Origin of the sequence: Microbacterium sp. (assembly GCF_032084865.1) — a bacterium.
Taxonomy (GTDB): Bacteria; Actinomycetota; Actinomycetes; order Actinomycetales; family Microbacteriaceae; genus Microbacterium.
Genome location: NZ_DAMDLU010000010.1, coordinates 1 through 18,507, shown reverse-complemented (window position 1 = coordinate 18,507; position 18,507 = coordinate 1). Strand labels below are relative to the sequence as shown.

General features: G+C 69.1%; 16 protein-coding genes and 1 pseudogene. 10 read left to right on the top strand and 7 right to left on the bottom strand.

Translation table 11 applies throughout. The features are described from left to right. The first annotated feature begins 14 nt into the window (after positions 1-14). Positions 15-587, top strand: a complete 573-nt coding sequence (locus tag RT309_RS02220) for a DNA starvation/stationary phase protection protein (protein WP_313354930.1) — start codon at positions 15-17, stop codon at positions 585-587. A 61-nt stretch (positions 588-648) separates the two neighbouring features. Here RT309_RS02220 and RT309_RS02215 read toward each other — a convergent pair whose 3' ends face one another. Next, positions 649-939, bottom strand: a complete 291-nt coding sequence (locus RT309_RS02215; RefSeq protein ID WP_313354929.1) for a Fe-S cluster assembly protein HesB — start codon at positions 937-939, stop codon at positions 649-651. A 143-nt stretch (positions 940-1,082) separates the two neighbouring features. Next, positions 1,083-1,568 carry a DUF6328 family protein gene (locus tag RT309_RS02210; protein ID WP_313354927.1) on the bottom strand — a complete coding sequence of 162 codons (486 nt, stop codon included), beginning with the start codon at positions 1,566-1,568 and terminating at the stop codon, positions 1,083-1,085. Positions 1,569-1,672: 104 nt separating this feature from the next. On the opposite strand from RT309_RS02210, the gene RT309_RS02205 reads away from it, so the two are divergent. Continuing rightward, positions 1,673-1,870 carry a hypothetical protein gene (locus RT309_RS02205; protein ID WP_313354925.1) on the top strand — a complete coding sequence of 66 codons (198 nt, stop codon included), beginning with the start codon at positions 1,673-1,675 and terminating at the stop codon, positions 1,868-1,870. A 129-nt stretch (positions 1,871-1,999) separates the two neighbouring features. Here the strand turns inward: RT309_RS02205 and RT309_RS02200 are convergent, their stop codons facing one another. After that, the gene (locus RT309_RS02200) at positions 2,000-3,475 is read right to left on the bottom strand and encodes a DHA2 family efflux MFS transporter permease subunit (protein ID WP_313354924.1); all 1,476 of its coding nucleotides are present in this window, start codon (positions 3,473-3,475) and stop codon (positions 2,000-2,002) included. 151 nt (positions 3,476-3,626) lie between these two features. Here RT309_RS02200 and RT309_RS02195 point away from each other — a divergent pair, with 151 nt between their 5' ends. The 7 genes from RT309_RS02195 (at position 3,627) to RT309_RS02165 (ending at position 14,025) form a co-directional block, all read left to right on the top strand. Beyond that, entirely contained in the window at positions 3,627-5,504 is a 1,878-nt protein-coding gene (locus RT309_RS02195; RefSeq protein ID WP_313354922.1) for an ABC transporter ATP-binding protein, read from the top strand. A 125-nt stretch (positions 5,505-5,629) separates the two neighbouring features. Next, positions 5,630-8,314, top strand: coding sequence for a family 20 glycosylhydrolase (locus RT309_RS02190; protein WP_396654400.1), 2,685 nt, complete (start codon positions 5,630-5,632; stop codon positions 8,312-8,314). Between the two features lie 150 nt (positions 8,315-8,464). After that, a complete protein-coding gene (locus RT309_RS02185; protein WP_313354918.1) occupies positions 8,465-9,757 on the top strand; it encodes an ROK family transcriptional regulator in 1,293 nt (430 codons plus the stop codon). Continuing rightward, positions 9,754-10,593 carry an ABC transporter permease gene (locus RT309_RS02180; protein WP_313354916.1) on the top strand — a complete coding sequence of 280 codons (840 nt, stop codon included), beginning with the start codon at positions 9,754-9,756 and terminating at the stop codon, positions 10,591-10,593. The genes RT309_RS02185 and RT309_RS02180 overlap by 4 nt, the downstream gene beginning before the upstream one ends. Beyond that, positions 10,590-11,390, top strand: coding sequence for an ABC transporter ATP-binding protein (locus RT309_RS02175; RefSeq protein ID WP_313354915.1), 801 nt, complete (start codon positions 10,590-10,592; stop codon positions 11,388-11,390). Before RT309_RS02180 ends, RT309_RS02175 begins: the two co-directional genes overlap by 4 nt. A 79-nt stretch (positions 11,391-11,469) precedes the next feature. Then, positions 11,470-12,501 (top strand): aliphatic sulfonate ABC transporter substrate-binding protein, encoded by a 1,032-nt coding sequence (locus tag RT309_RS02170; protein ID WP_313354914.1) that lies wholly within the window; start codon positions 11,470-11,472, stop codon positions 12,499-12,501. Between the two features lie 78 nt (positions 12,502-12,579). Beyond that, positions 12,580-14,025: a sulfatase gene (locus tag RT309_RS02165; protein WP_313354912.1), complete on the top strand. Its 1,446-nt coding sequence runs from the start codon at positions 12,580-12,582 to the stop codon at positions 14,023-14,025. 70 nt (positions 14,026-14,095) lie between these two features. Here RT309_RS02165 and RT309_RS02160 read toward each other — a convergent pair whose 3' ends face one another. Beyond that, entirely contained in the window at positions 14,096-15,034 is a 939-nt protein-coding gene (locus RT309_RS02160; protein ID WP_313354910.1) for a glycosyltransferase family 2 protein, read from the bottom strand. A 64-nt stretch (positions 15,035-15,098) separates the two neighbouring features. Between RT309_RS02160 and RT309_RS02155 the strand changes: the two genes are divergently transcribed. After that, complete coding sequence (locus RT309_RS02155; RefSeq protein ID WP_313354908.1) at positions 15,099-16,088, top strand: squalene cyclase; 990 nt, start codon at positions 15,099-15,101, stop codon at positions 16,086-16,088. A gap of 42 nt (positions 16,089-16,130) precedes the next feature. Here RT309_RS02155 and RT309_RS02150 read toward each other — a convergent pair whose 3' ends face one another. The 3 genes and pseudogenes from RT309_RS02150 to RT309_RS02140 form a co-directional block, all read right to left on the bottom strand. Further along, a complete protein-coding gene (locus tag RT309_RS02150) occupies positions 16,131-17,276 on the bottom strand; it encodes a cysteine desulfurase family protein (RefSeq protein WP_313354906.1) in 1,146 nt (381 codons plus the stop codon). A gap of 1 nt (position 17,277) precedes the next feature. Further along, positions 17,278-18,129 carry a carboxylating nicotinate-nucleotide diphosphorylase gene (nadC, locus tag RT309_RS02145; RefSeq protein WP_313354904.1) on the bottom strand — a complete coding sequence of 284 codons (852 nt, stop codon included), beginning with the start codon at positions 18,127-18,129 and terminating at the stop codon, positions 17,278-17,280. Beyond that, a pseudogene (locus RT309_RS02140) lies at positions 18,126-18,507 on the bottom strand (hypothetical protein); the annotation flags it as partial. The gene nadC and the pseudogene RT309_RS02140, both read right to left, overlap by 4 nt.

The window sequence follows — 18,507 nt, the reverse complement described above, 5'->3', positions numbered from 1 at the left end:
CAGAGGTGGTATTCATGGCAGCCAAGAGCACCGCGACCCAGAAGTCGAAGAACTCCGGCCCCAAGACGAAGGACTCGGCGAAGACGAAGGACGCCGCCGAGACCACGCCGCTGGAGAACGCGGAGAAGGGCTTTCAGGCGTCGCCCGACCTGATTCGCGATCTGCAGGCAGTGCTCGTCGACCTCATCGAGTTGTCGGTGCAGGGCAAGCAGGCCCACTGGAACGTGGTCGGCCGTAACTTCCGCGACACCCATCTGCAGCTCGACGAGATCATCGAGGCGGCGCGCGGCTTCGGCGACACGGTGGCCGAGCGCATGCGCGCGCTGCACGCCGCCCCGGACGGGCGCAGCGCCACCGTCGCCAAGGCGACCACGCTGCCCGAGTTCCCGATGGGCGAGGTCTCCACGACCGAGACGATCGACCTGATCACCGTGCGGCTCGAGACGACCGTGGCGACCATGCGCCGGGTGCACGACCAGGTCGACGACGAGGATCCGACCTCGGCCGACATCCTGCACGCGATCATCGAGAAGCTCGAGCAGTTCGCGTGGATGGTCAGCGCGGAGAACCGCACCCCTGCGTCGTGACTTCGGGACGCAGCGAGGGCCGTCACCCGGTTCGGGTGACGGCCCTCGCTGTCGGCGGCACTCAGGCCGGCTGCGGCAGCAGGCTGAACGACACAGCGCCCTGCTCGTCGACCGAGGCGTCGAGCACCTTGTCGTCGAGGGCGTCGGCGGCGGCCTTCTCGAGGAACACGTGGATGTCCTCGTCGCCGATGATGGAGTCGCCCGGCTCGGGCGTGGGGGCGACCGTCACCGCGAAGCGGGGCTCGGCCTCAGTGCCAGACGAGTGGATGCGGAGTCCGGCATCCGGCGTCGTGCTCTGCTGGGCGACGATGGTCGCCGCGATCGTATTTGCGTTCTCGGTCAGGGTGAGCATCGGCTCTCCTTCCGGTTGCGGACACCGCACCGTCCGGCGCGATGTGCGTGCCACGATTCCGCACCCGCGCGCCCGGTTCAAGCTCAGCGCGGGACTCTGAGGGGTTTCACACGAAGCGCGTGCCGCGCAGGGCGTGCGGGCCTTCAGCGGTTGCGGCCCAGCAGCAGCGGCAGCCCGAGCCACAGCAGCAGGATCACGACGAGCCCGATGCCGCCCGCGATGAACGCGAAGACGTGGTTGAACGTGAAGTCGATGATCAGAACGGTGATCCCGACCGTGAGCGCCGCGATCACCACCATGTTGGCCTTCACGATCCGATGCGAGGCATGCACGAGCTCGGCCTTGCGGCCTTTCGCGAAGAGCACGCGATGCATCCCGACCGGCGTGAGGGCCAGGATGGTCGCGGTCGCCGCGAGCAGCACCAGCACGATGTAGAGAAGGCGCTGCGGGTCGGTCAGGTCCCGGAACAGCGGCTGGAAGGCGACGGCCAGCAGGAAGCCGGTGAGGATCTGCGTGCCCGTCTGCATGACGCGCAGCTCTTGCATGAGCTCCTCCCAGTTGCGGTCGGCGCGCTCAGCGGCGGTCTCGTCGCGCCCGTCGTGCTGGGCATCGGCCTGCGGATCGTTCATGAGATCTGACGCTACACGCCCGCTCCGGGGCGGAACGAGAGGCGTGCGCTGGCGCGAGCTGCTCCGCTCGAGCCTGCTGCTCCGGGGCGGCGTACCATCGAGGGATGCCCGAGAACCAGGCGTCCGAGATCCCGTCGCGCATCCTCACCGCACCGCCGGGACTGACACTGATCGGCGCGGATGCTGCCGGGGTGTGCGCCGACGGGCACTGCGCGCTGTCGCCCGCGCAGCCGACGAGCGTTGACGGCGTGGCCGGCGTCGACGCGGGGGATGCCCGGGCATCCGGAGCCGACGCGGGCTGAACCGCCTACGCGACGAACGCCTCGTGTGCCTCGGGGGTCACCGCGAAGGCACCGCTGGCGCCCTCGGGCGCGGGGGTGGTGATGGTCATGAAGCGGACCGCACTCCGCGGCCCGCCCCTGCGAAGATCCTCAGTGGGCGCCGTGCGCGGGTGCGCCGTCGCCCTCGTCGTCGGGCTTGCGGATCAGGAACGCGCCGACGATCGTGACCGTCGCGATGACGGCGCCGATGGTCAGCGCCGTGCGCGTGCCCGCCGCCACGGCCCCGGGCACCTCGGTGCTGCCGCCGGCGTTCACGATGGCGGTGAAGACGGCCATCATCACGGCGATCCCCGCCGCTCCCGCGACCTGCTGGACGGTGCCGATCACCGCGCTGCCGTAGGAATAGAACTTCGGCTTGAGTGACGCGAGGGATGCCGTGAACAGCGGGGTGAACGACAGCGCGAGGCCGACCGAGAGCAGCGACTGGGCCCCGAGCACGAGCCAGATCGGGGTGCCGACGGTCACGGTCGTGAACAGCCACAGCATCGACGCCGCGAGGATCGACCCGGGGATGAGCAGGATGCGGGTGCCGTGGCTGTCGTAGATGCGGCCGATCACCGGGCCCAGCAAGCCCATGGCCAGGGCGCCGGGCAGCACGACGAGACCGGCTTCGAGTGCCTTCAGCTGCAGGGCATCCTGCAGGAACAGCGGGATGATGGTGATGCTGCCGAAGAACGCGAGCGACAGCAGGAACATCTGGATCATCGACAGCGAGAAGTCCCTCGAGGCGAACACCCGCAGGTCGAGCAGCGCGTCATCGTCGCGCTGCAGCAGCACCTGCCGCCAGAGGAACAGCGCCAGTCCGACCACGCCGATCGCGAGCGCGACCGCCATCGGCGCCCAGTTGGCGCCGTTGCCGAGTCCGCCGATCTGGCTCAGGCCGAACACGAGCCCGCCGAATCCGAACGCCGACAGCACCACCGAGAGCAGATCGATCGGGGCGTAGACGGTCTCGCCGACGTTCGTCAGCCAGCGCCACCCGATGAACATCGCGATCAGGGCGATCGGCAGCACGACCACGAAGATGGCCCGCCATCCGAAATGGTCGAGCAGGAAGCCCGACATCGTGGGCCCGATCGCCGGAGCGAGCGATATCACGATGCTCACCCGGCCCATCATCCGGCCGCGCGACGACGCGGGTACCAGGTTCATGATCGTCGTCATCAGCAGCGGCATCATGATGGCCGTCCCCGACGCCTGCACGACACGGGCGACGAGCAGCACGACGAAACCGGGCGCGAGCGCGGCGATCAGCGTTCCCGTCGAGAACAGCGTGATGGCTCCGAGGAACATCTGCCTCGTCGTGAAGCGACGCAGCAGGAACCCGGTGATCGGGATCACGACCGCCATCGTCAGCATGAACGCACTGGTGACCCATTGCGCAGCGATGGGGGTGATGCCGAGATCGGTGATCAGGTGGGGGATCGCGATGCCCATCGTCGTCTCGTTGAGGATGGCGACGAAGGCGGCGGCGAGCAGCACCCAGATCACGGCCATGTCCTTCGCAGGGATGAGGCCGGCAGAAGGACGCACGACAGGAGTGGACCCGGTGTGGACGGTGGACATGGGTCTCCTCGAGAGTGGATGCGAACGGCGAAAGTGCTCCGACCATGGAGCAGAACACGGCCGGCCGACGCCGGTCGAGAAGAACAGCCGTCCATCCTAACCCCTGTGCGCCCAGCGGTATTCCCCGTCTTGCGCGGACTAGCCTGAAGAGATGAGCATGGGCGGCGGAGGAGGACGCGGCGCGGTCTTCCGCGGCGTGGACGAGGCCGCGCAGCGGCGCATGAACGCCGCGGCCCCCACCGTGCCCGGTCTCGGTCGCCGCGTCGTCGCGCTGTTCACCCCGTATCGCGGGCGTCTCGCGCTCACCGCGCTGCTGGTGATCGTCGGGGCCGGGGTGGCCGTCATCCCTCCTCTGCTCGTGCAGCACATCTTCGACGACGCGTTGTTCCCCCTCGACGGCGGCGGACCGCGCATCCCGCTGCTCACGATGCTGGTGAGCATCACGATCGGGCTGTTCCTGCTGTCGGCCGTGCTGGGCGTGACGCAGACCTGGCTCACGTCCACGGTCGGCAACGAGGTCACCGGCGACCTGAGGGTGCGGCTGTTCGAGCACCTGCAGGCGATGGAGCTCGGCTTCTTCACGCGCACGAAGACAGGAGTGATCCAGTCTCGGCTGCAGAATGACGTCGGCGGTGTGTCTGGTGTGCTCACCAACACCGTCACGAGCGTGCTCGGCAACACCGTGACGGTGATCGCCTCGCTCGTCGCGATGCTCCTGATCGACTGGCGTCTCACACTCATCGCGGTGATCCTCATGCCGATCCTCGTGCTGGTGCAGCGCCGGGTAGGGCAGGTGCGCGCGCGCATCGCCGGCGAGACGCAGGAGTCGCTGTCGGAGCTGAGCAGCATCACGCAGGAGACGCTGAGCGTCTCGGGCATCCTGCTGTCGAAGTCGTTCAACCGCCAGCGCACCGAGTCGGTGCGATACCAGGCCGAGAACCGCAATCAGGTGCGACTGCAGGTGCGGCGCGCGATGAGCGGTCAGGGCTTCTTCGCCGTCGTGCAGGTCATCATGGCCAGCGTGCCGGCGATCGTCTACCTGGTGGCCGGTTTCTTCCTCACCGGCGGCGCACCCGAGATCACCGCCGGCGCGATCGTCGCATTCACGACCGTGCAGGCGCGGCTGCTCATGCCGCTGATGGGCCTGATGCGTGTGGCGCTCGACCTGCAGACCTCGGCCGCTCTGTTCGCGCGCATCTTCGAGTACCTCGACATGGTGCCGCAGATCCAGGACGCACCCGACGCGATCGACGCCGCCGATGCTCCGGGGCCGCGCGGTCGCATCGAGTTCAGAGACGTCGTGTTCCGGTATCCGGATGCCCCGCCCGAGGCGCGCCCGACTCTGGACGGCGTCTCGTTCGTCGCTGAGCCCGGCACGCACGTCGCCTTCGTCGGGCCGTCGGGTGCCGGCAAAACCACCATTCTCTACCTCGCGCCCCGCCTGCACGAGGCGTCCGGCGGCACCGTCGAGTTCTCGGGGGCCGACGTGAAGACGCTCACGCAGGAGTCGATCATCGACCGGATCGGGATCGTCTCGCAGGAGACGTACCTGTTCCACGCGACGATCCGCGAGAACCTGCGGTATGCGAAGCCGGATGCCACCGACGAGGAACTCGAGCGCGCGTGCCGCGCGGCGAACATCCACCACGTGATCACGTCGTTCGACCGGGGATACGACACCGTCGTGGGGGAGCGCGGCTATCGGCTTTCGGGCGGTGAGAAGCAGCGCATCGCCATCGCCCGCGTGCTGCTGAAGGATCCGCCGGTGCTGCTGCTCGACGAGGCGACCTCGGCCCTCGACACCGTGTCGGAGCGGGTCGTGCAGGAAGCGCTGGACACCGCCGCGCAGGGCCGCACGACGCTGTCGATCGCGCACCGGCTGTCGACCGTGATCGACGCCGACGTGATCCACGTCGTCGAGGCCGGCCGCATCGTCGAGTCGGGCACGCACGCCCAGCTGCTCGCGGCGGGCGGGCTCTATTCCACTCTCGCGGCGCAGCAGATCGCGGCGGCTCGGATCGGGGACTGACGCCCGCTTCCGGTCGTCTCGGAGAAGGCTTTCCGCCGGAGTCTTGACGGAAAAAATACCGCCTTCCTACGGTGGGGGACGCCGACGTCGCAGCTGACGTCTCCGCGCTCGATGAGGAGGAACAAATGAAACGTCCCCGCACTGTGGCGGCGGGTGCCGCCGCGGCGGTCGCCTTCGCCTTGGCTGTGGCCCCAGCCGCGGCTTCCGCCGCGGCTCCCCCCGCGCCGCCGGCTCCTACGGCGATAGATCTCGCCAGAACCGGTACGTTCACGGCATCCGGTACAGAACTGAACAACCCGGACCGGTTCGGAGTGAAGTACATCAATGACGGCGAGACGGGCACCCGGTGGTCGTCGGACTACAAGGACGATGCGTGGGTGCAGGTCGAGTTCGCCGCTCCGTCGCCGGTGCACACCGTCGAGATCGAATGGCCGAACGCGTGTGCGAGGGACTTCCAGCTGCAGACGTCGACGAACGGTCGCGACTGGACGACGGCAACGACGAAGCAGTCCAGCACGTGCCCCCGGGTGGATGAGATCGTCATCGACTCCAAGACGCCGGTGAGCTTCGTGCGCATGCAGGGGACGAAACGCTGGGGCAACTTCGGCTACTCGATCTCCGAGATGCGCGTCTGGAACGGAGCCAAGCCCGCGCCCGTGCCCCCGGCGCCTCAGCTTCCGCTTGTGCCGCTGCCGGTCAGCGTCACGGAAGGGACCGGCTCTTTCACCATGCCGTCCGACGCGGGCATCGCCGTCACCGGTGACGGAACCGACGCCGCCGAGCTGCTCGCCGACGTCCTTCGCGACTCGAGCGGCTACGAGCTGCCGATCACTCAGGGAGAAGAGGGCTCGGTGACCATCCGAGTCGCTGACGGCCTCGGCCCGGCAGGTCACGAAGAGGAGGGATACGTGCTCGACGTCGATGCCGACGGCGTTCGTCTCGCTGCCGCGACCGCGGCGGGCGCCCTGAATGCGGTGCAGACTCTGCGCCAGCTGCTGCCCGCGTGGTCAGAGGGCGACCAGCGTGTCGACATCGACTGGACCGTGCCTTTCGTCTCGATAGTGGACTACCCGCGCTTCGCGCACCGTGGCTTCATGATCGACACCGCCCGCAGCTTCTACGACGTCGCCGAGGTCAAGCGCATCATCGATTCGATCGCGCCGCTCAAACTCAACCGCCTGCACCTGCACCTCACTGATGATCAGGGCTGGCGCATCGCCATGGACACGCCGTCCGAGAACCCGTCGGGCGTCGACTTCGGGCTGCTCACCCAGATCAGCGGCAAGACGGCGATGACGTACAACCCCCAGGGCGCGCTGATGGGCACCGAACTCGGGCACACGGGGTTCTACACGAAGGATGACTACCGCGAGATCGTCTCGTACGCAGCGGAGAACGGCATGATGGTGATCCCCGAGATCGACATGCCGGGGCACACCAACGCGGCTCTGCACGCGATCCCGCAGCTGAACTCGGAGAAGTCCACACCCAAGCCGCTGCCCGGCGAGCAGACGACGCCACACCAGGGCACCGGCAACGTGGGCGAGTCCAGTTTCGATGCCGACAACCCTGTCACCTATCAGTTCATCGACGAAGTGCTGGTGCAGCTCGCCGAGCTCACCCCCGGGCCGTACCTGCACATCGGCGGCGACGAGGCGCACAGCACTTCACGCGCCGACTACACGAAGATGGTCGACTACGCCACCGCGCGGGTCGCGGAGCTCGGCAAGACCGTGATCGGCTGGAACGAGTACGGCGCGACCTCGCTGCCACAGGACGACGCGGTCATCCAGCTGTGGACCGGCGACGGAGGGAACGTCGCCAGAGCGGTGCAGGATCGCGGCGCGAAGGTCATCCTGTCGCCGGCGAACAAGACGTACTTCCCGCAGAAGCAGGACACCCGTCAGCCGCAGGGCGGGCTGTGGGCGTGCGGCGGCCCGTGCACCCTGGAGAACGCCTACAGCTGGAACCCGGCCAAGCACGTCGCAGGGATCACCGAGTCGGACGTGCTCGGGGTCGAAGGTGCGTTCTGGGGCGAGTTCATCCGCGGCGTCGACCAGGCTCAGTTCTACAGCTTCCCCCGTGTGCTCGCCGTGGCCGAGGCCGGTTGGACGCCTCAGGAGGAGAAGAACGCCGCGGAATTCCTGCAGCGAGTATCGGACAGTGGCCCGCGGCTGACGCTCCAGGACGTGAACTTCTTCCCGACGGCGACCGTGGACTGGACGGCGTCAGCTGCCCCGACAGTCACGACCACAGCTCTGGACGCGGCGACGCGAGCGGCTGCAGAGCCGGGTACCGCCCAGGTGGACTGGCACGCCGTCGTTCCTGCAACCTCGTCCGGCGAAGTGACCGCGACGGTGACCTGGTCGGACGGGGAAACCGAGAACGTGGCTCTGGCTGCGGATCGCGGTACCGACATCGTGAGGATGACGATGTCTTCGCCGTATTCGGGCCAGTCCACGCGCGTGTTCGCAGACCCTGGGGTCTACACGGCCACGCTGCAGGTGTCCGCCGGCGGCGAGGTGGTGGCCACCTCGGTGGCGACCGTGACGCTCGCCGCGGTCGATCCGGTCGATCCGGTCGATCCGGTCGATCCGGTTGATCCGGTCGATCCCGTGGGTCCCGGAGCCTCGGACGGAGGCGAAGCGCCCGGTCCTTCCGGCGCTTCGCAGGGGATGCCCGCCAGCGGGTCTTCACGTGGCGACCTGGCCACTACGGGTGCCGAATCCTGGCCTCTGGCAGCGGCTGGCGGCGCGGCAGTGCTGGTCGCACTCGCGCTCATCCTGCGCCGACGCGCCACCCAGGACTGACGCTGCGGTGCGTGCGGGTGCGATGGTCTTCGGACCGTCGCACCCGCTTTCAGTTCTCCTGGAATTCTTTCCTCAGGGGCATTGTCCGTTATGTAACGGAAATATGTCGCTGCCTTTACGGAAAAAATGATCCTGCCTACTGTGATGCCCATGACATCGCCCGCCGGAGTGCATGCATTGGTGCGCCGGACCCATGAAGACAGGGTCCTGCACGTGCTGCGCGAGCACGGCGCCCTGACCCGGGCGGAGCTCGCCGACAGGATCGGCCTGTCGCGCACCACGCTCTCGGAGATCACCGCGAGTCTCCTCTCACGCGGACTCATCGCCGTCGACAGGAGCGCGGCGCCGATCGCCGGTCGAGGTCGCCCCGCGCAGACGCTGCGTCTGGATCCTGTCGCCGGACTGTACCTCGGGGTCGACTTCCGCCACCGTGCCGTGCAGGTGGTGATCGCCAACGCGGCGCGCGAGATCATCGCCTCCGATGGTCTCGCCTACAGCGACCCGGCCGAGGCGTCCGATCAGCGGCCGGACTGGGTCCAGCGCAGCCGGGTCGCGTTCGACCTCATCGATCGAATGGCGACCGCCGGCGGTGTGCACCTGCGCGGAGTACTCGGCATCGCCGTCGGGCTGCCGGGGCCCTTCCCGCCGCGCATCCCCCGCCCTCACGATGCTCCGATCGCGGAGGCACGCCGGGAGCTCGCCGACACTGTGCGCTCCGAGTTCGCGCAGCGATTCGGCATCGACGTCGTTCTCGACAACAACACGAGGCTCGCCGCCCTGGCCGAGGCGGCATGGCGTCCGTCCGAAGCCGTCGCCGACCTGCTGTACGTGCGACTGTCGGACGGCGTCGGCGGCGGCCTCGTCGTCGACGGACGGCTCGTGGCAGGCTCCACGGGGTTCGCCGGCGAGCTCGGGCACCTGCGCGTGGCAGGCGCCGACGGCGAGTGCCGGTGTGGGAAGCGCGGCTGTCTCGAGACGGTCGCGTCGATCCACGCCGTGCTGGTCGCATGTGCGCAGGCGGGTGTCGCGGTGGAATCCCTCGACGAGGTGGAGTCCGCCGCCGCCAAGGGCGACCCCAGCGTTCTCGCGGTGCTCCGAGCTGTCGGCAGCGCGGTCGGCCAGGTTCTCGGGTCTCTCGCGGTCGCGCTCAACCCACGCGAGATCGTCATCGGCGGCGAGGTCGCTCTGGCCTCGGACGTGCTGATCGATCAGATCGTCGAGACCGTGACCTACGAGCTGCTCCCCGTCGGCCGGTACGGACCCCGCATCCGGCGCACGTCCCTGCGCCATGAAGCCGGCGCGATCGGCGGAATCATCGCGCTGCTTCGACGCACGCCCGTGCTGGCCGGATATCCCACCCTCACCGATCCCGCCCTGCCTGAGGGCCGAACCCCGAGAGAGAAGATGAACGCCCCACTCGCACCGACAGGAGGGTCGCGATGAGCGCCCCCGCCCGCAGCGTCCCGCCCGAGACCGCGACCGCCGCTATGGCCGCGACACGCGCACGCCGCCCGCGCCGTGCCGCGGCACCGCGACCGCACCGCAATCCGGTGGTGCTCACCACCCTCAGCATCGTCGCGGGAATCGGCATCTGGTGGCTGCTGGCGATTCTCGGCTTCCGGCTCCCCACGCCCATCGAGGTCATCACCCGTGCCGGAGAGCTGATCGTCGACGGCACGCTCATCGGCGACCTGGGCGCCTCGCTGGCGCGCGTGCTCACCGGCTTCCTCCTCGGAACACTGGTCGCGATCCCGGTCGGCTTCCTGATGGGCTGGTACACCTGGGCCCGAGGGCTCATCGAGCCGTGGATCCAGTTCTTCCGCACCATCCCGCCGCTCGCGATCATCCCGCTCGCCATCGTGCTTCTCGGCATCGGGGAGGAGCCGAAGATCCTGGTGATCTTCCTCGCAGCCTTCTTCGCATGCGTGATCTCGACCTTCCAGGGCGTCGTCAACGTCGACCGCACGCTCATCAACGCCGCCCGAGTGCTGGGCGCGAAGGACGGCGCGATCTTCATCCGTGTCGCCGTGCCGGCATCGGTGCCGTTCATCCTCGTCGGCATGCGCGTCGGTCTCGGTGCCTCGTGGGCGACCTTGGTCGCCGCCGAGCTGATCGCCGCACAGGCCGGGCTGGGATACCGGATGCAGCAGGCGCAGCTCTACTACGACCTGCCGACGATCTTCGTCGGCCTCATCGTCATCGGCATCTTCGGTCTGATCATGGACCGACTGCTGCTGCTGGCCGAACGCAAGCTCACAGGATGGCAGGAGCGCCGATGAACACCACCGACCCGCGCATCAGCGTGCAGGGCGTCACCAAGACCTTCGACCTCAAGGGCGAGAGCTTCGTCGCCCTCGACAACGTGTCGCTCGATGTCGCCGACAACGAGTTCGTCACCGTGGTCGGACCCAGCGGATGCGGCAAGTCGACGCTCATGAACATCCTCGCCGGCCTCGACACCCCGACCTCCGGAGAGGCTCTGGTCGACGGTGCTCCGGTCACCGGTCCCGGCCCGGACCGCGGAGTCATCTTCCAGCAGTACGCGCTGTTCCCCTGGCTCACCGTGCGCAAGAACGTCGAGTTCGGTCTGAAGACCGCGGGTCTCGGCGCCGCCGAGCGTCGAGAGCGGGCGCAGCACTTCATCGACATGGTCGGCCTCAGCGACTTCGCCGACGCGCTGCCGAAGATGCTCTCCGGTGGCATGAAGCAGCGCTGCGCGATCGCCAGGGCATACGCGGTGAATCCCAGCATCCTGCTCATGGACGAGCCGTTCGGCGCGCTCGACGCGCTCACCAGGGTGAAGCTGCAGGAGCAGCTGCTCGGCACCTGGAGCCAGGAGAAGCGCACCGTCATGTTCATCACCCATGACGTCGACGAGGCTGTCTTCCTCGCCAACCGGGTGATCGTCATGGCCGCCCGCCCGGGCCGCATCTACGAGATCGTCGACGTCGATCTGCCGTACCCGCGCACCGAGGAGATGCGGCTCAGCCCCGAGTTCGCGGCACTGCGCAATCGCGTCTGGAACGCGGTCTACCACCAGACCCCCGGCCACCGCGTCACGACCGCCGTCTCCTGACGGCTCTCCCACCCGCAGCCGTCATCCGACGGCTCGACCCACAGCCGTCCCGACGGCCCGCACAACAAGAGGAACACCCATGAATCGCAACACGCGCGCACGTGGCATCGCCGCCGCAGCCGCACTGCTCACGGCCGCTGCACTCGCGGTCACCGGCTGCTCGACCGGATCCGGCGGCGACAAGCCCGCCGACGGCGACTCGTCCGCCGTTGAGATGCCCACCGTCCGGTTCGGCTACATCGCCGACTTCAACGGCGCCAGCCTGCTCGCCATCGCCGACGATCAGGATCTGTGGGAGAAGGCCGGCCTCGAAGTCGAGACGCCGGTGTTCACCAACGGTCCGCTGCAGATCCAGGCGCTCGGCACGAACGACCTGGACTTCGGCTACATCGGCCCCGGCGCCATGTGGCTGCCGGCGTCGGGTCAGGCCGAGGTCGCCGCGATCAACAGCCTCGGCAACGCCGACCGCGTCATCGCCCAGAACGGCATCACCTCGATCAAGGACCTCAAGGGCAAGAAGGTCGCCGTGCCCGAGGGCACCTCGGGCGACATGATCCTCACGATGGCGCTGCGCTCTGCCGGCATGACGATCGATGACGTCGAGAAGGTCGCGATGGACCCCTCCACCGTGGTCGCGGCGTTCTCGTCGAAGCAGGTCGATGCCGCCGGTATCTGGTACCCGCTGATCAACACCATCGAGCAGCAGGTGCCCGACCTCGAGATCCTCGCCGAGAACGAGGACTTCTCGGAAGACGTCGCATTCCCGAGCGCGTTCGTCGCGAACCCGAAGTTCACGAAGGAGCACCCGGAGGCGACCGAGAAGGTTCTCGGCGTGCTGCGTGAGGCGATGGACTACCGTGCCGAGAACATCGACGACACGGTCGAGCTGACGGCGAAGATGCTGAAGGCGGATGCGAAGGGCTTCGCTGCCGACGCCGAGAACGCGAAGTACCTCAGCTCGAGCGAGCTGGACGAGCTGACCGAGGACGGCACGGTCGCCGCGTGGCTGACCAGCCTGAACGAGTACTTCGTCTCGGCCGGCAAGCTCGAGGACGCGACCGACGCGTCGACCTACTACCTGGGCGACGCGTTCGTCGCCGCCGGCAAGTAGCATCCACCCCCGACCTGCCGGCCGCGGGAGTCCCCGCGGCCGGCAGCACCACCTGAGAACCCCGACCGAATGAGCAGCATGCCCTCTTCCCAGAAGCGTCCGAACATCGTCCTGATCCTGACCGACGATCATGCGTCGCACGCGATCGGCGCGTACGGATCGGTGGTGAACACCACGCCGCGGATCGACGAGATCGCCGAGGCGGGCGTGCGGTTGGAGAACTGCTTCTGCACCAACGCGCTGTGCACGCCGTCGCGGGCGTCGATCCTGACCGGGACGTACAGTCACGTCAACGGGGTGACGACCCTGGAGACGCCGATCGACGCGTCGCAGCCGACGTTCGTGTCGCAGCTGCGCGAGGCCGGGTACCGCACCGGGATCGTCGGGAAGTGGCACATGGGCGAGGGGCCCGGCCACGACCCGGAGGGATTCGACTACTGGGCCGTGCTGCGCGATCAGGGCGAGTACTTCGACCCGCAGATCCTCACCTCCGACGGTGTGCAGATCGTGCCCGGGTACGCGACGGACGTCATCACCGATCTGGCGCTGGGCTGGCTCGAGTCGCTGACGGGGGAGGAGCCGTGGTGTCTGCTGATCCACCACAAGGCCCCGCACCGCCCGTGGGAGCCGGACGAGAAGCACAAGGGGATGTACGCGGACCCGATCCCGCTGCCCGCGACGTTCGATGACGACTACGCGACGCGCTCATCCGCCGCGCATCGGGCGGCGATGCGGATCGCCGATCATCTCACGCTGACCGACCTGAAGGTCGCCCCTCCCGAGGGGCTGACCTACGAGCAGGCGGCGGTGTGGAAGTACCAGCGCTACATGGAGGACTACCTGGCCTGCGTGGCGTCGGTGGACGACAACGTGGGGCGGGTGATCGACTGGATGCGCGAGCGCGGCCTCTTCGATGACACGCTCACCATGTACACCTCAGACCAGGGCTTCTTCCTGGGCGATCACGGCTGGTTCGACAAGCGGTTCATGTACGACGAGTCGCTGCGGATGCCTCTCGTGCTGTCCTGCCCCTCCCGCATCCCCGCGCGGGACGAGCCGCTGACGCAGATCGTCACGAACGTCGACTTCGCCCAGACGATCCTCGACGCGGCGGGCATCGCGCCCCACGAGCGCATGCAGGGGGTGAGCATCTGGCCCCAGCTCACCGACGACCCGCATGCTCCAACCCGCGAGGCGATGTACTACCGGTACTTCGAGAACGACGACATCAACCATCACGCCTTCGCGCACTACGGCATCCGCACCGAACGCCACAAGCTCATCTACTTCTACAACGACGGTCTCGGCCTGCCCGGGTCGTCGCCGCACACCTACCCGCCGGAATGGGAGATGTACGACCTCGAAGCGGATCCGCACGAGCTGCGAAACATCTACCACGATCCCGCGCACCACGAGCTGCGAGAGCAGCTCAAGGCCCAGCTCTGGCGGCTGCAGGCCGAGCTGCTCGACACCCCCCACCACACCCAGCCCGAACCCGAGCTCCTCCGCTCCCGGACGGAGTGAGCCGATCGGGAGCCGTCAGCGATCGACGGCTCTCGAGGGCGACCGGTGAGAGGTCACGCCGTGTGCCGCCTCACCATGCCAGCGCCTGCGTCAGTTCCAGATCGGTTTCGACGGCGTCGTACTCGGGCAGGGCGCGCAGCGAGGCCTCGAAGGCCTCGACGGCCGTTCGGTAGGCGGGATCCGGATGCTCGGCTGCGATCGTGCGCAGCGGCGGCAGGTCCATCGCGAGGATCAGCGCGATGCGCGAGCGCACCGCACCGCTCTGACCTGCCGCGGTGAGCACGTCGATGCCGCCGAGGAGAGCTGCGAGGTAGTCGTGCAGCACGGGGAGCCGGCCCTTGCCCTGCGTGACCGACGTGCCGTCGGCGCGCACGCGCCAGTGCACCGCGACGTCGGGGATGACGTCGAACGCGCGCGCCTCGGTGTACATCCGCTGCGCGACGACCTGATCCTCGTAGGCGACGTTCTCGGGAAAGCGCAGCCGTTCCCAGAGGGCGGCGCGGCTGAGCTTCGACCACGCGACGATGTTGGCCGATGCGTCGGGATGTTCCGCGAGGGTGACCCCGAGGCTCCGGGGCGCAGTGGCGGACGCGACCCACGGCTGCACGCGGCCGGGAAGGTACCCGCCGTCGACGAGCCGGGAGCGCACGTACGCGGCGGCCACGAAGTCGCTGCCGGATTCGTCGAGCGTGGCGAGCCAGGTCTCGATCGCGCGCGGCGTCAGCTCGTCGTCGGCGTCGAGGAAGCCGACGAACGGCGTGTCGACGAGGTCGAGAGCGACGTTGCGGGCGGCGCCGAGCCCCCGGGACTCGTCGTGCCGGAGCACCTGGAAACGAGCGTCGCGGGCTGCGGCGGCGGCGAACACGGCCCCCGTGTCGTCGTGCGAGCCGTCGTCGACGAGCAGGGCGTGCCAGCGGGTCTCGGTCTGCGCCTGCAGCGAGGCGAGCGCGGCGGGTGCGAAGGCGGCGACGTCGCGTCCTGGCACGATCATCGTCACAAGCGGGGTCACGACGCCGAGTCTACGGTTCACGGTCCAGTGCCCGATGTCGCTGGGCAGGCGTAGCCTGCGACGCATGACTTCGCTGACGAAGGCCACCATCGACTGGCTGTGCGACTCCGACCCGGCATTGCGCTGGCAGGTGCAGCGCGACCTGCTCGGTGAGCCGGAGGAGGTGTGGCAGGCGACCAGGGCGCGCATCGCGACAGAGGGCTTCGGCGCGGCGATCCTCGCCAGGCAGGACGCCGACGGGCAGTGGGCGGGCGGCGCGTACTTCCCGGCAGCACACTTCTCGGGCGAGGGAGTGATCGAGCGGCATCCGGGTCAGCAGCCGTGGATCGCGACGACCTGGGCGCTGAAGGACCTGCGCGATCTCGGCATGGACGCAGCGCCCCTGGCAGGCACCGCGGAGAAGATCGCCGCGAACAGTCGCTGGGAGTACGACGATCTGCCCTACTGGGGTGGGGAGATCGATGTCTGCATCAACGGGTTCACCCTCGCCACCGGGGCGTGGCTCGGAGCGGACGTGTCGGCCATCGCGGCGTGGTTTCCGGAGCACCGGCTCGCCGACGGCGGCTGGAACTGCGAAGCGGAGGAGGGCCGGTCGACGCGGTCGTCGTTCCACTCGACGCTCAACGCGGTCGCCGAGATGCTCGTCTACGAGCGCATCAGCGGCGATCGGTCGCTGCGACACGCACGCCACGGCGGCGAGGAGTACCTGCTCGAGCGGCGTCTCATGCGGCGCCTGTCGACGGGCGAGATCGTCGGCCCATGGGTGACGGATCTCATCGCGCCCAGCCGATGGCAGTTCAGTGCGCTGGCAGCGCTGGATCACTTCCGGCAGGCATCCCAGCTGGAGGGCACGGCGCCGGATCCGCGGATGGCGGATGCGATCGCCGCAGTGCGCGCCGCGCGTCGACCCGACGGCACCTGGCTGCAGGGCGATGCTCATGGGGGAGCGGTGTGGGTCGAGACCGATGCGCCTCCGGGGCAGCCGTCGAAGTGGCTCACGCTGATCGGCACCCGCGTTCTCGACTGGTGGGATGCCGCGCACTCGCCGTCATGAGCGCGTGCGTCCAACAGTGAGTCGTGGCACCACACGGTCGGATCACCGGCACACCGCAGCGACGGCATCGGCGACAAGCCTCGCGATGTGGTGAGCCGCGCCGTCGGGCAGCGGAGTGCGTGCGAAGGTGAAGCGCACCGAGGTCTGCGCGACCTCCGGCGGGATGCCGGTCGCCAGCAGCACGGGCGAGGGCTCGTCGCTTCCGGCGGCGCAGGCCGACCCGCTCGACGAGACGACGCCGCGACGCTCCAGCTCCAGCAGCACGGCCTCGCCGCTGGTGCCGGCGAAGGTGAAGCTCGCAAGGTTCGGCAGCCGACGATCGGCGGAGCCGGTCAGAGCGGCCCGCGGCACGGCATCCCGCACCGCGGCGATGAATGCCGCGGTCTGCGCGGCCACCACGGCGGCGTTCTGCACCCGTTCGACCTCGACGAGGTCGAGGGCGGTGGCGAGGCCGACGGCTCCGGCCACGTTCTCGGTTCCACTGCGACGCCCGCGCTCCTGCGCGCCACCGTGCAGCAGCGGCTCCAGAGGAACGCGTGAGCGCACGCCGACCGCTCCGATGCCCTTCGGCGAGCCGAGCTTGTGACCGGCGATGGAGACCGCGTCGGCCCCGAGCGCGCGCAGATCGAGCCATCCGGCCGACTGCACCGCGTCCACATGAACGGGCACCCCGCGCTCACGGGCGACCGCGACCAGCCCGGTGACGTCCTGCACGGTGCCGATCTCGTTGTTCGCGTGGCCCACGCTCACCAGGGCCGCGTCGGTGTGGTCCAGAGCGGTGCGCAGGTCGTCGACCGCGACCGAACCGTGGTCGTCGACCGGCAGCAGCGTGACCTCGACATCGTGCAGACGGTGCAGATACTCGGCGGAGCCCAGGATCGACTCGTGCTCGATCGGGGTGGTGATCAGCCCGTGCCGCCACGCATCCTCCCGCCGTGCACCGAGCACGATGCCCTTCACCGCGAGGTTGTTCGCCTCGGTGCCTCCCGAGGTGAAGATCACCTCCGACGCCCGCATGCCCAGCGCTGCGGCGACCCGCCCTCGGGCCCACTCCAGCGCCTCGGACGCCGCCTCGCCGACCGTGTGGTGGCTCGACGGGTTGCCGTACACCCCCGTGAGGAACGGATGCATCGCCTCGAGCACCTCCGGACGCACCGGGGAGGTGGCGGCGTGGTCGAGATAGAGCACGTCAATCGATCCGCAGATCGAGCCCGAGGTCGAGGGCTCGGGCCGAGTGCGTGAGCGCGCCCACCGAGATCACCTGCACACCGGTCTCGGCGATGGAGCGCACCGTGTCGAGAGCCACGCCACCCGACGCCTCGGCGACGGCCCGGCCCGCGATCGCGGCGACGCCCGCACGCAGATCGTCGAGTGCGAAGTTGTCGAGCAGCACCGTGTGGGCGCCGCCGTCGAGCACGGCGGCGATCTGATCGAGCCGGTCGACCTCCACGACGACGTGCGTGGTGTGCGGCAGCCGGCTGAGCGCCTCGCGCAGCGCGGTGGCGAGATCCTGTCCGCTCTGGCGCAGCACGGCGAGATGGTTGTCCTTCGCCATCACGGCGTCGGACAGCGACCGGCGGTGATTGCTTCCGCCGCCCGAGACGACCGCGTGCCGTTCGAACTCCCGCAGCCCGGGGGTGGTCTTGCGCGTGTCGGCGATGCGCACGCCCGTCCCGGCGATGGCGTCGACGTAGGCGGCGGTGAGGGTCGCGATGCCGCTCATCCGCTGCGTGAAGTTCAGTGCGACGCGCTCGGCGGTCAGCAGGCTGCGCGCGGGTCCGCTGACCGACGCGAGAGCGTCCCCGGCCTCGAAGCGGTCGCCGTCGGCGACATGCAGGTCGACCTGCACGCCGGGATCGGTGAGGGTGAAGGCGGCGGCGAACACCTCGCCGCCGCTGAACACACCCGGTTCGCGGGCGACGAGATCGGCGTTCGCGTGCGCCGACGCGGGCAGCAGGGCCGTGCTGGTCAGATCCCCCCACGGTGCGTCTTCTTCGAGGGCGGCGGACACCGTGCGTCGCAGGGTGGCAGGCGTGATCATGCGGCTCCGATCAGGGCGGGCGAGGGCAGGACGGGCGAGGGCAGGACGGGCGAGAGCAGAGAATGCGCGCCGAGCGAGTCGGTGCGGGCGAGAGCGGCGGATGCCACCGCGCGCGCCACGGTGAGCAGATTCGCGTCCTCGTGCGCAGCCGGTGAGGCCGGTGCCGGTGCCGACCACGCGTTCAGCTGGGCCAGGGCATCCCGCATCCCCGGCCGGGTGCGGATCAGACCCACCTGGTCCCACATCAGCTGCTGCAGTGCCGCTCGCGAGAACGGCGGACGGGCCGACGAGCCTGCCGACTCGTCGCGACGGTGGGCAGCGTCCTGGGCGAGCCCTTCGGCAGGCTCAGGGGCCCATGTCGGGCCGGGGGCCCGGGTC

Bases quoted from the DNA above. Each gene is read 5' to 3' on its own strand.
- RT309_RS02155 (WP_313354908.1), top strand. From the start codon at position 15,099: ATGACTTCGCTGACGAAGGCCACCATCGACTGGCTGTGCGACTCCGAC.
- RT309_RS02175 (WP_313354915.1), top strand. From the start codon at position 10,590: ATGAACACCACCGACCCGCGCATCAGCGTGCAGGGCGTCACCAAGACC.
- RT309_RS02205 (WP_313354925.1), top strand. From the start codon at position 1,673: ATGCCCGAGAACCAGGCGTCCGAGATCCCGTCGCGCATCCTCACCGCA.
- RT309_RS02195 (WP_313354922.1), top strand. From the start codon at position 3,627: ATGAGCATGGGCGGCGGAGGAGGACGCGGCGCGGTCTTCCGCGGCGTG.
- RT309_RS02210 (WP_313354927.1), bottom strand. From the start codon at position 1,568: ATGAACGATCCGCAGGCCGATGCCCAGCACGACGGGCGCGACGAGACC.
- RT309_RS02200 (WP_313354924.1), bottom strand. From the start codon at position 3,475: ATGTCCACCGTCCACACCGGGTCCACTCCTGTCGTGCGTCCTTCTGCC.
- RT309_RS02185 (WP_313354918.1), top strand. From the start codon at position 8,465: ATGACATCGCCCGCCGGAGTGCATGCATTGGTGCGCCGGACCCATGAA.
- RT309_RS02220 (WP_313354930.1), top strand. From the start codon at position 15: ATGGCAGCCAAGAGCACCGCGACCCAGAAGTCGAAGAACTCCGGCCCC.
- RT309_RS02180 (WP_313354916.1), top strand. From the start codon at position 9,754: ATGAGCGCCCCCGCCCGCAGCGTCCCGCCCGAGACCGCGACCGCCGCT.
- RT309_RS02190 (WP_396654400.1), top strand. From the start codon at position 5,630: ATGAAACGTCCCCGCACTGTGGCGGCGGGTGCCGCCGCGGCGGTCGCC.
- RT309_RS02215 (WP_313354929.1), bottom strand. From the start codon at position 939: ATGCTCACCCTGACCGAGAACGCAAATACGATCGCGGCGACCATCGTC.
- RT309_RS02170 (WP_313354914.1), top strand. From the start codon at position 11,470: ATGAATCGCAACACGCGCGCACGTGGCATCGCCGCCGCAGCCGCACTG.
- RT309_RS02165 (WP_313354912.1), top strand. From the start codon at position 12,580: ATGCCCTCTTCCCAGAAGCGTCCGAACATCGTCCTGATCCTGACCGAC.
- nadC (WP_313354904.1), bottom strand. From the start codon at position 18,129: ATGATCACGCCTGCCACCCTGCGACGCACGGTGTCCGCCGCCCTCGAA.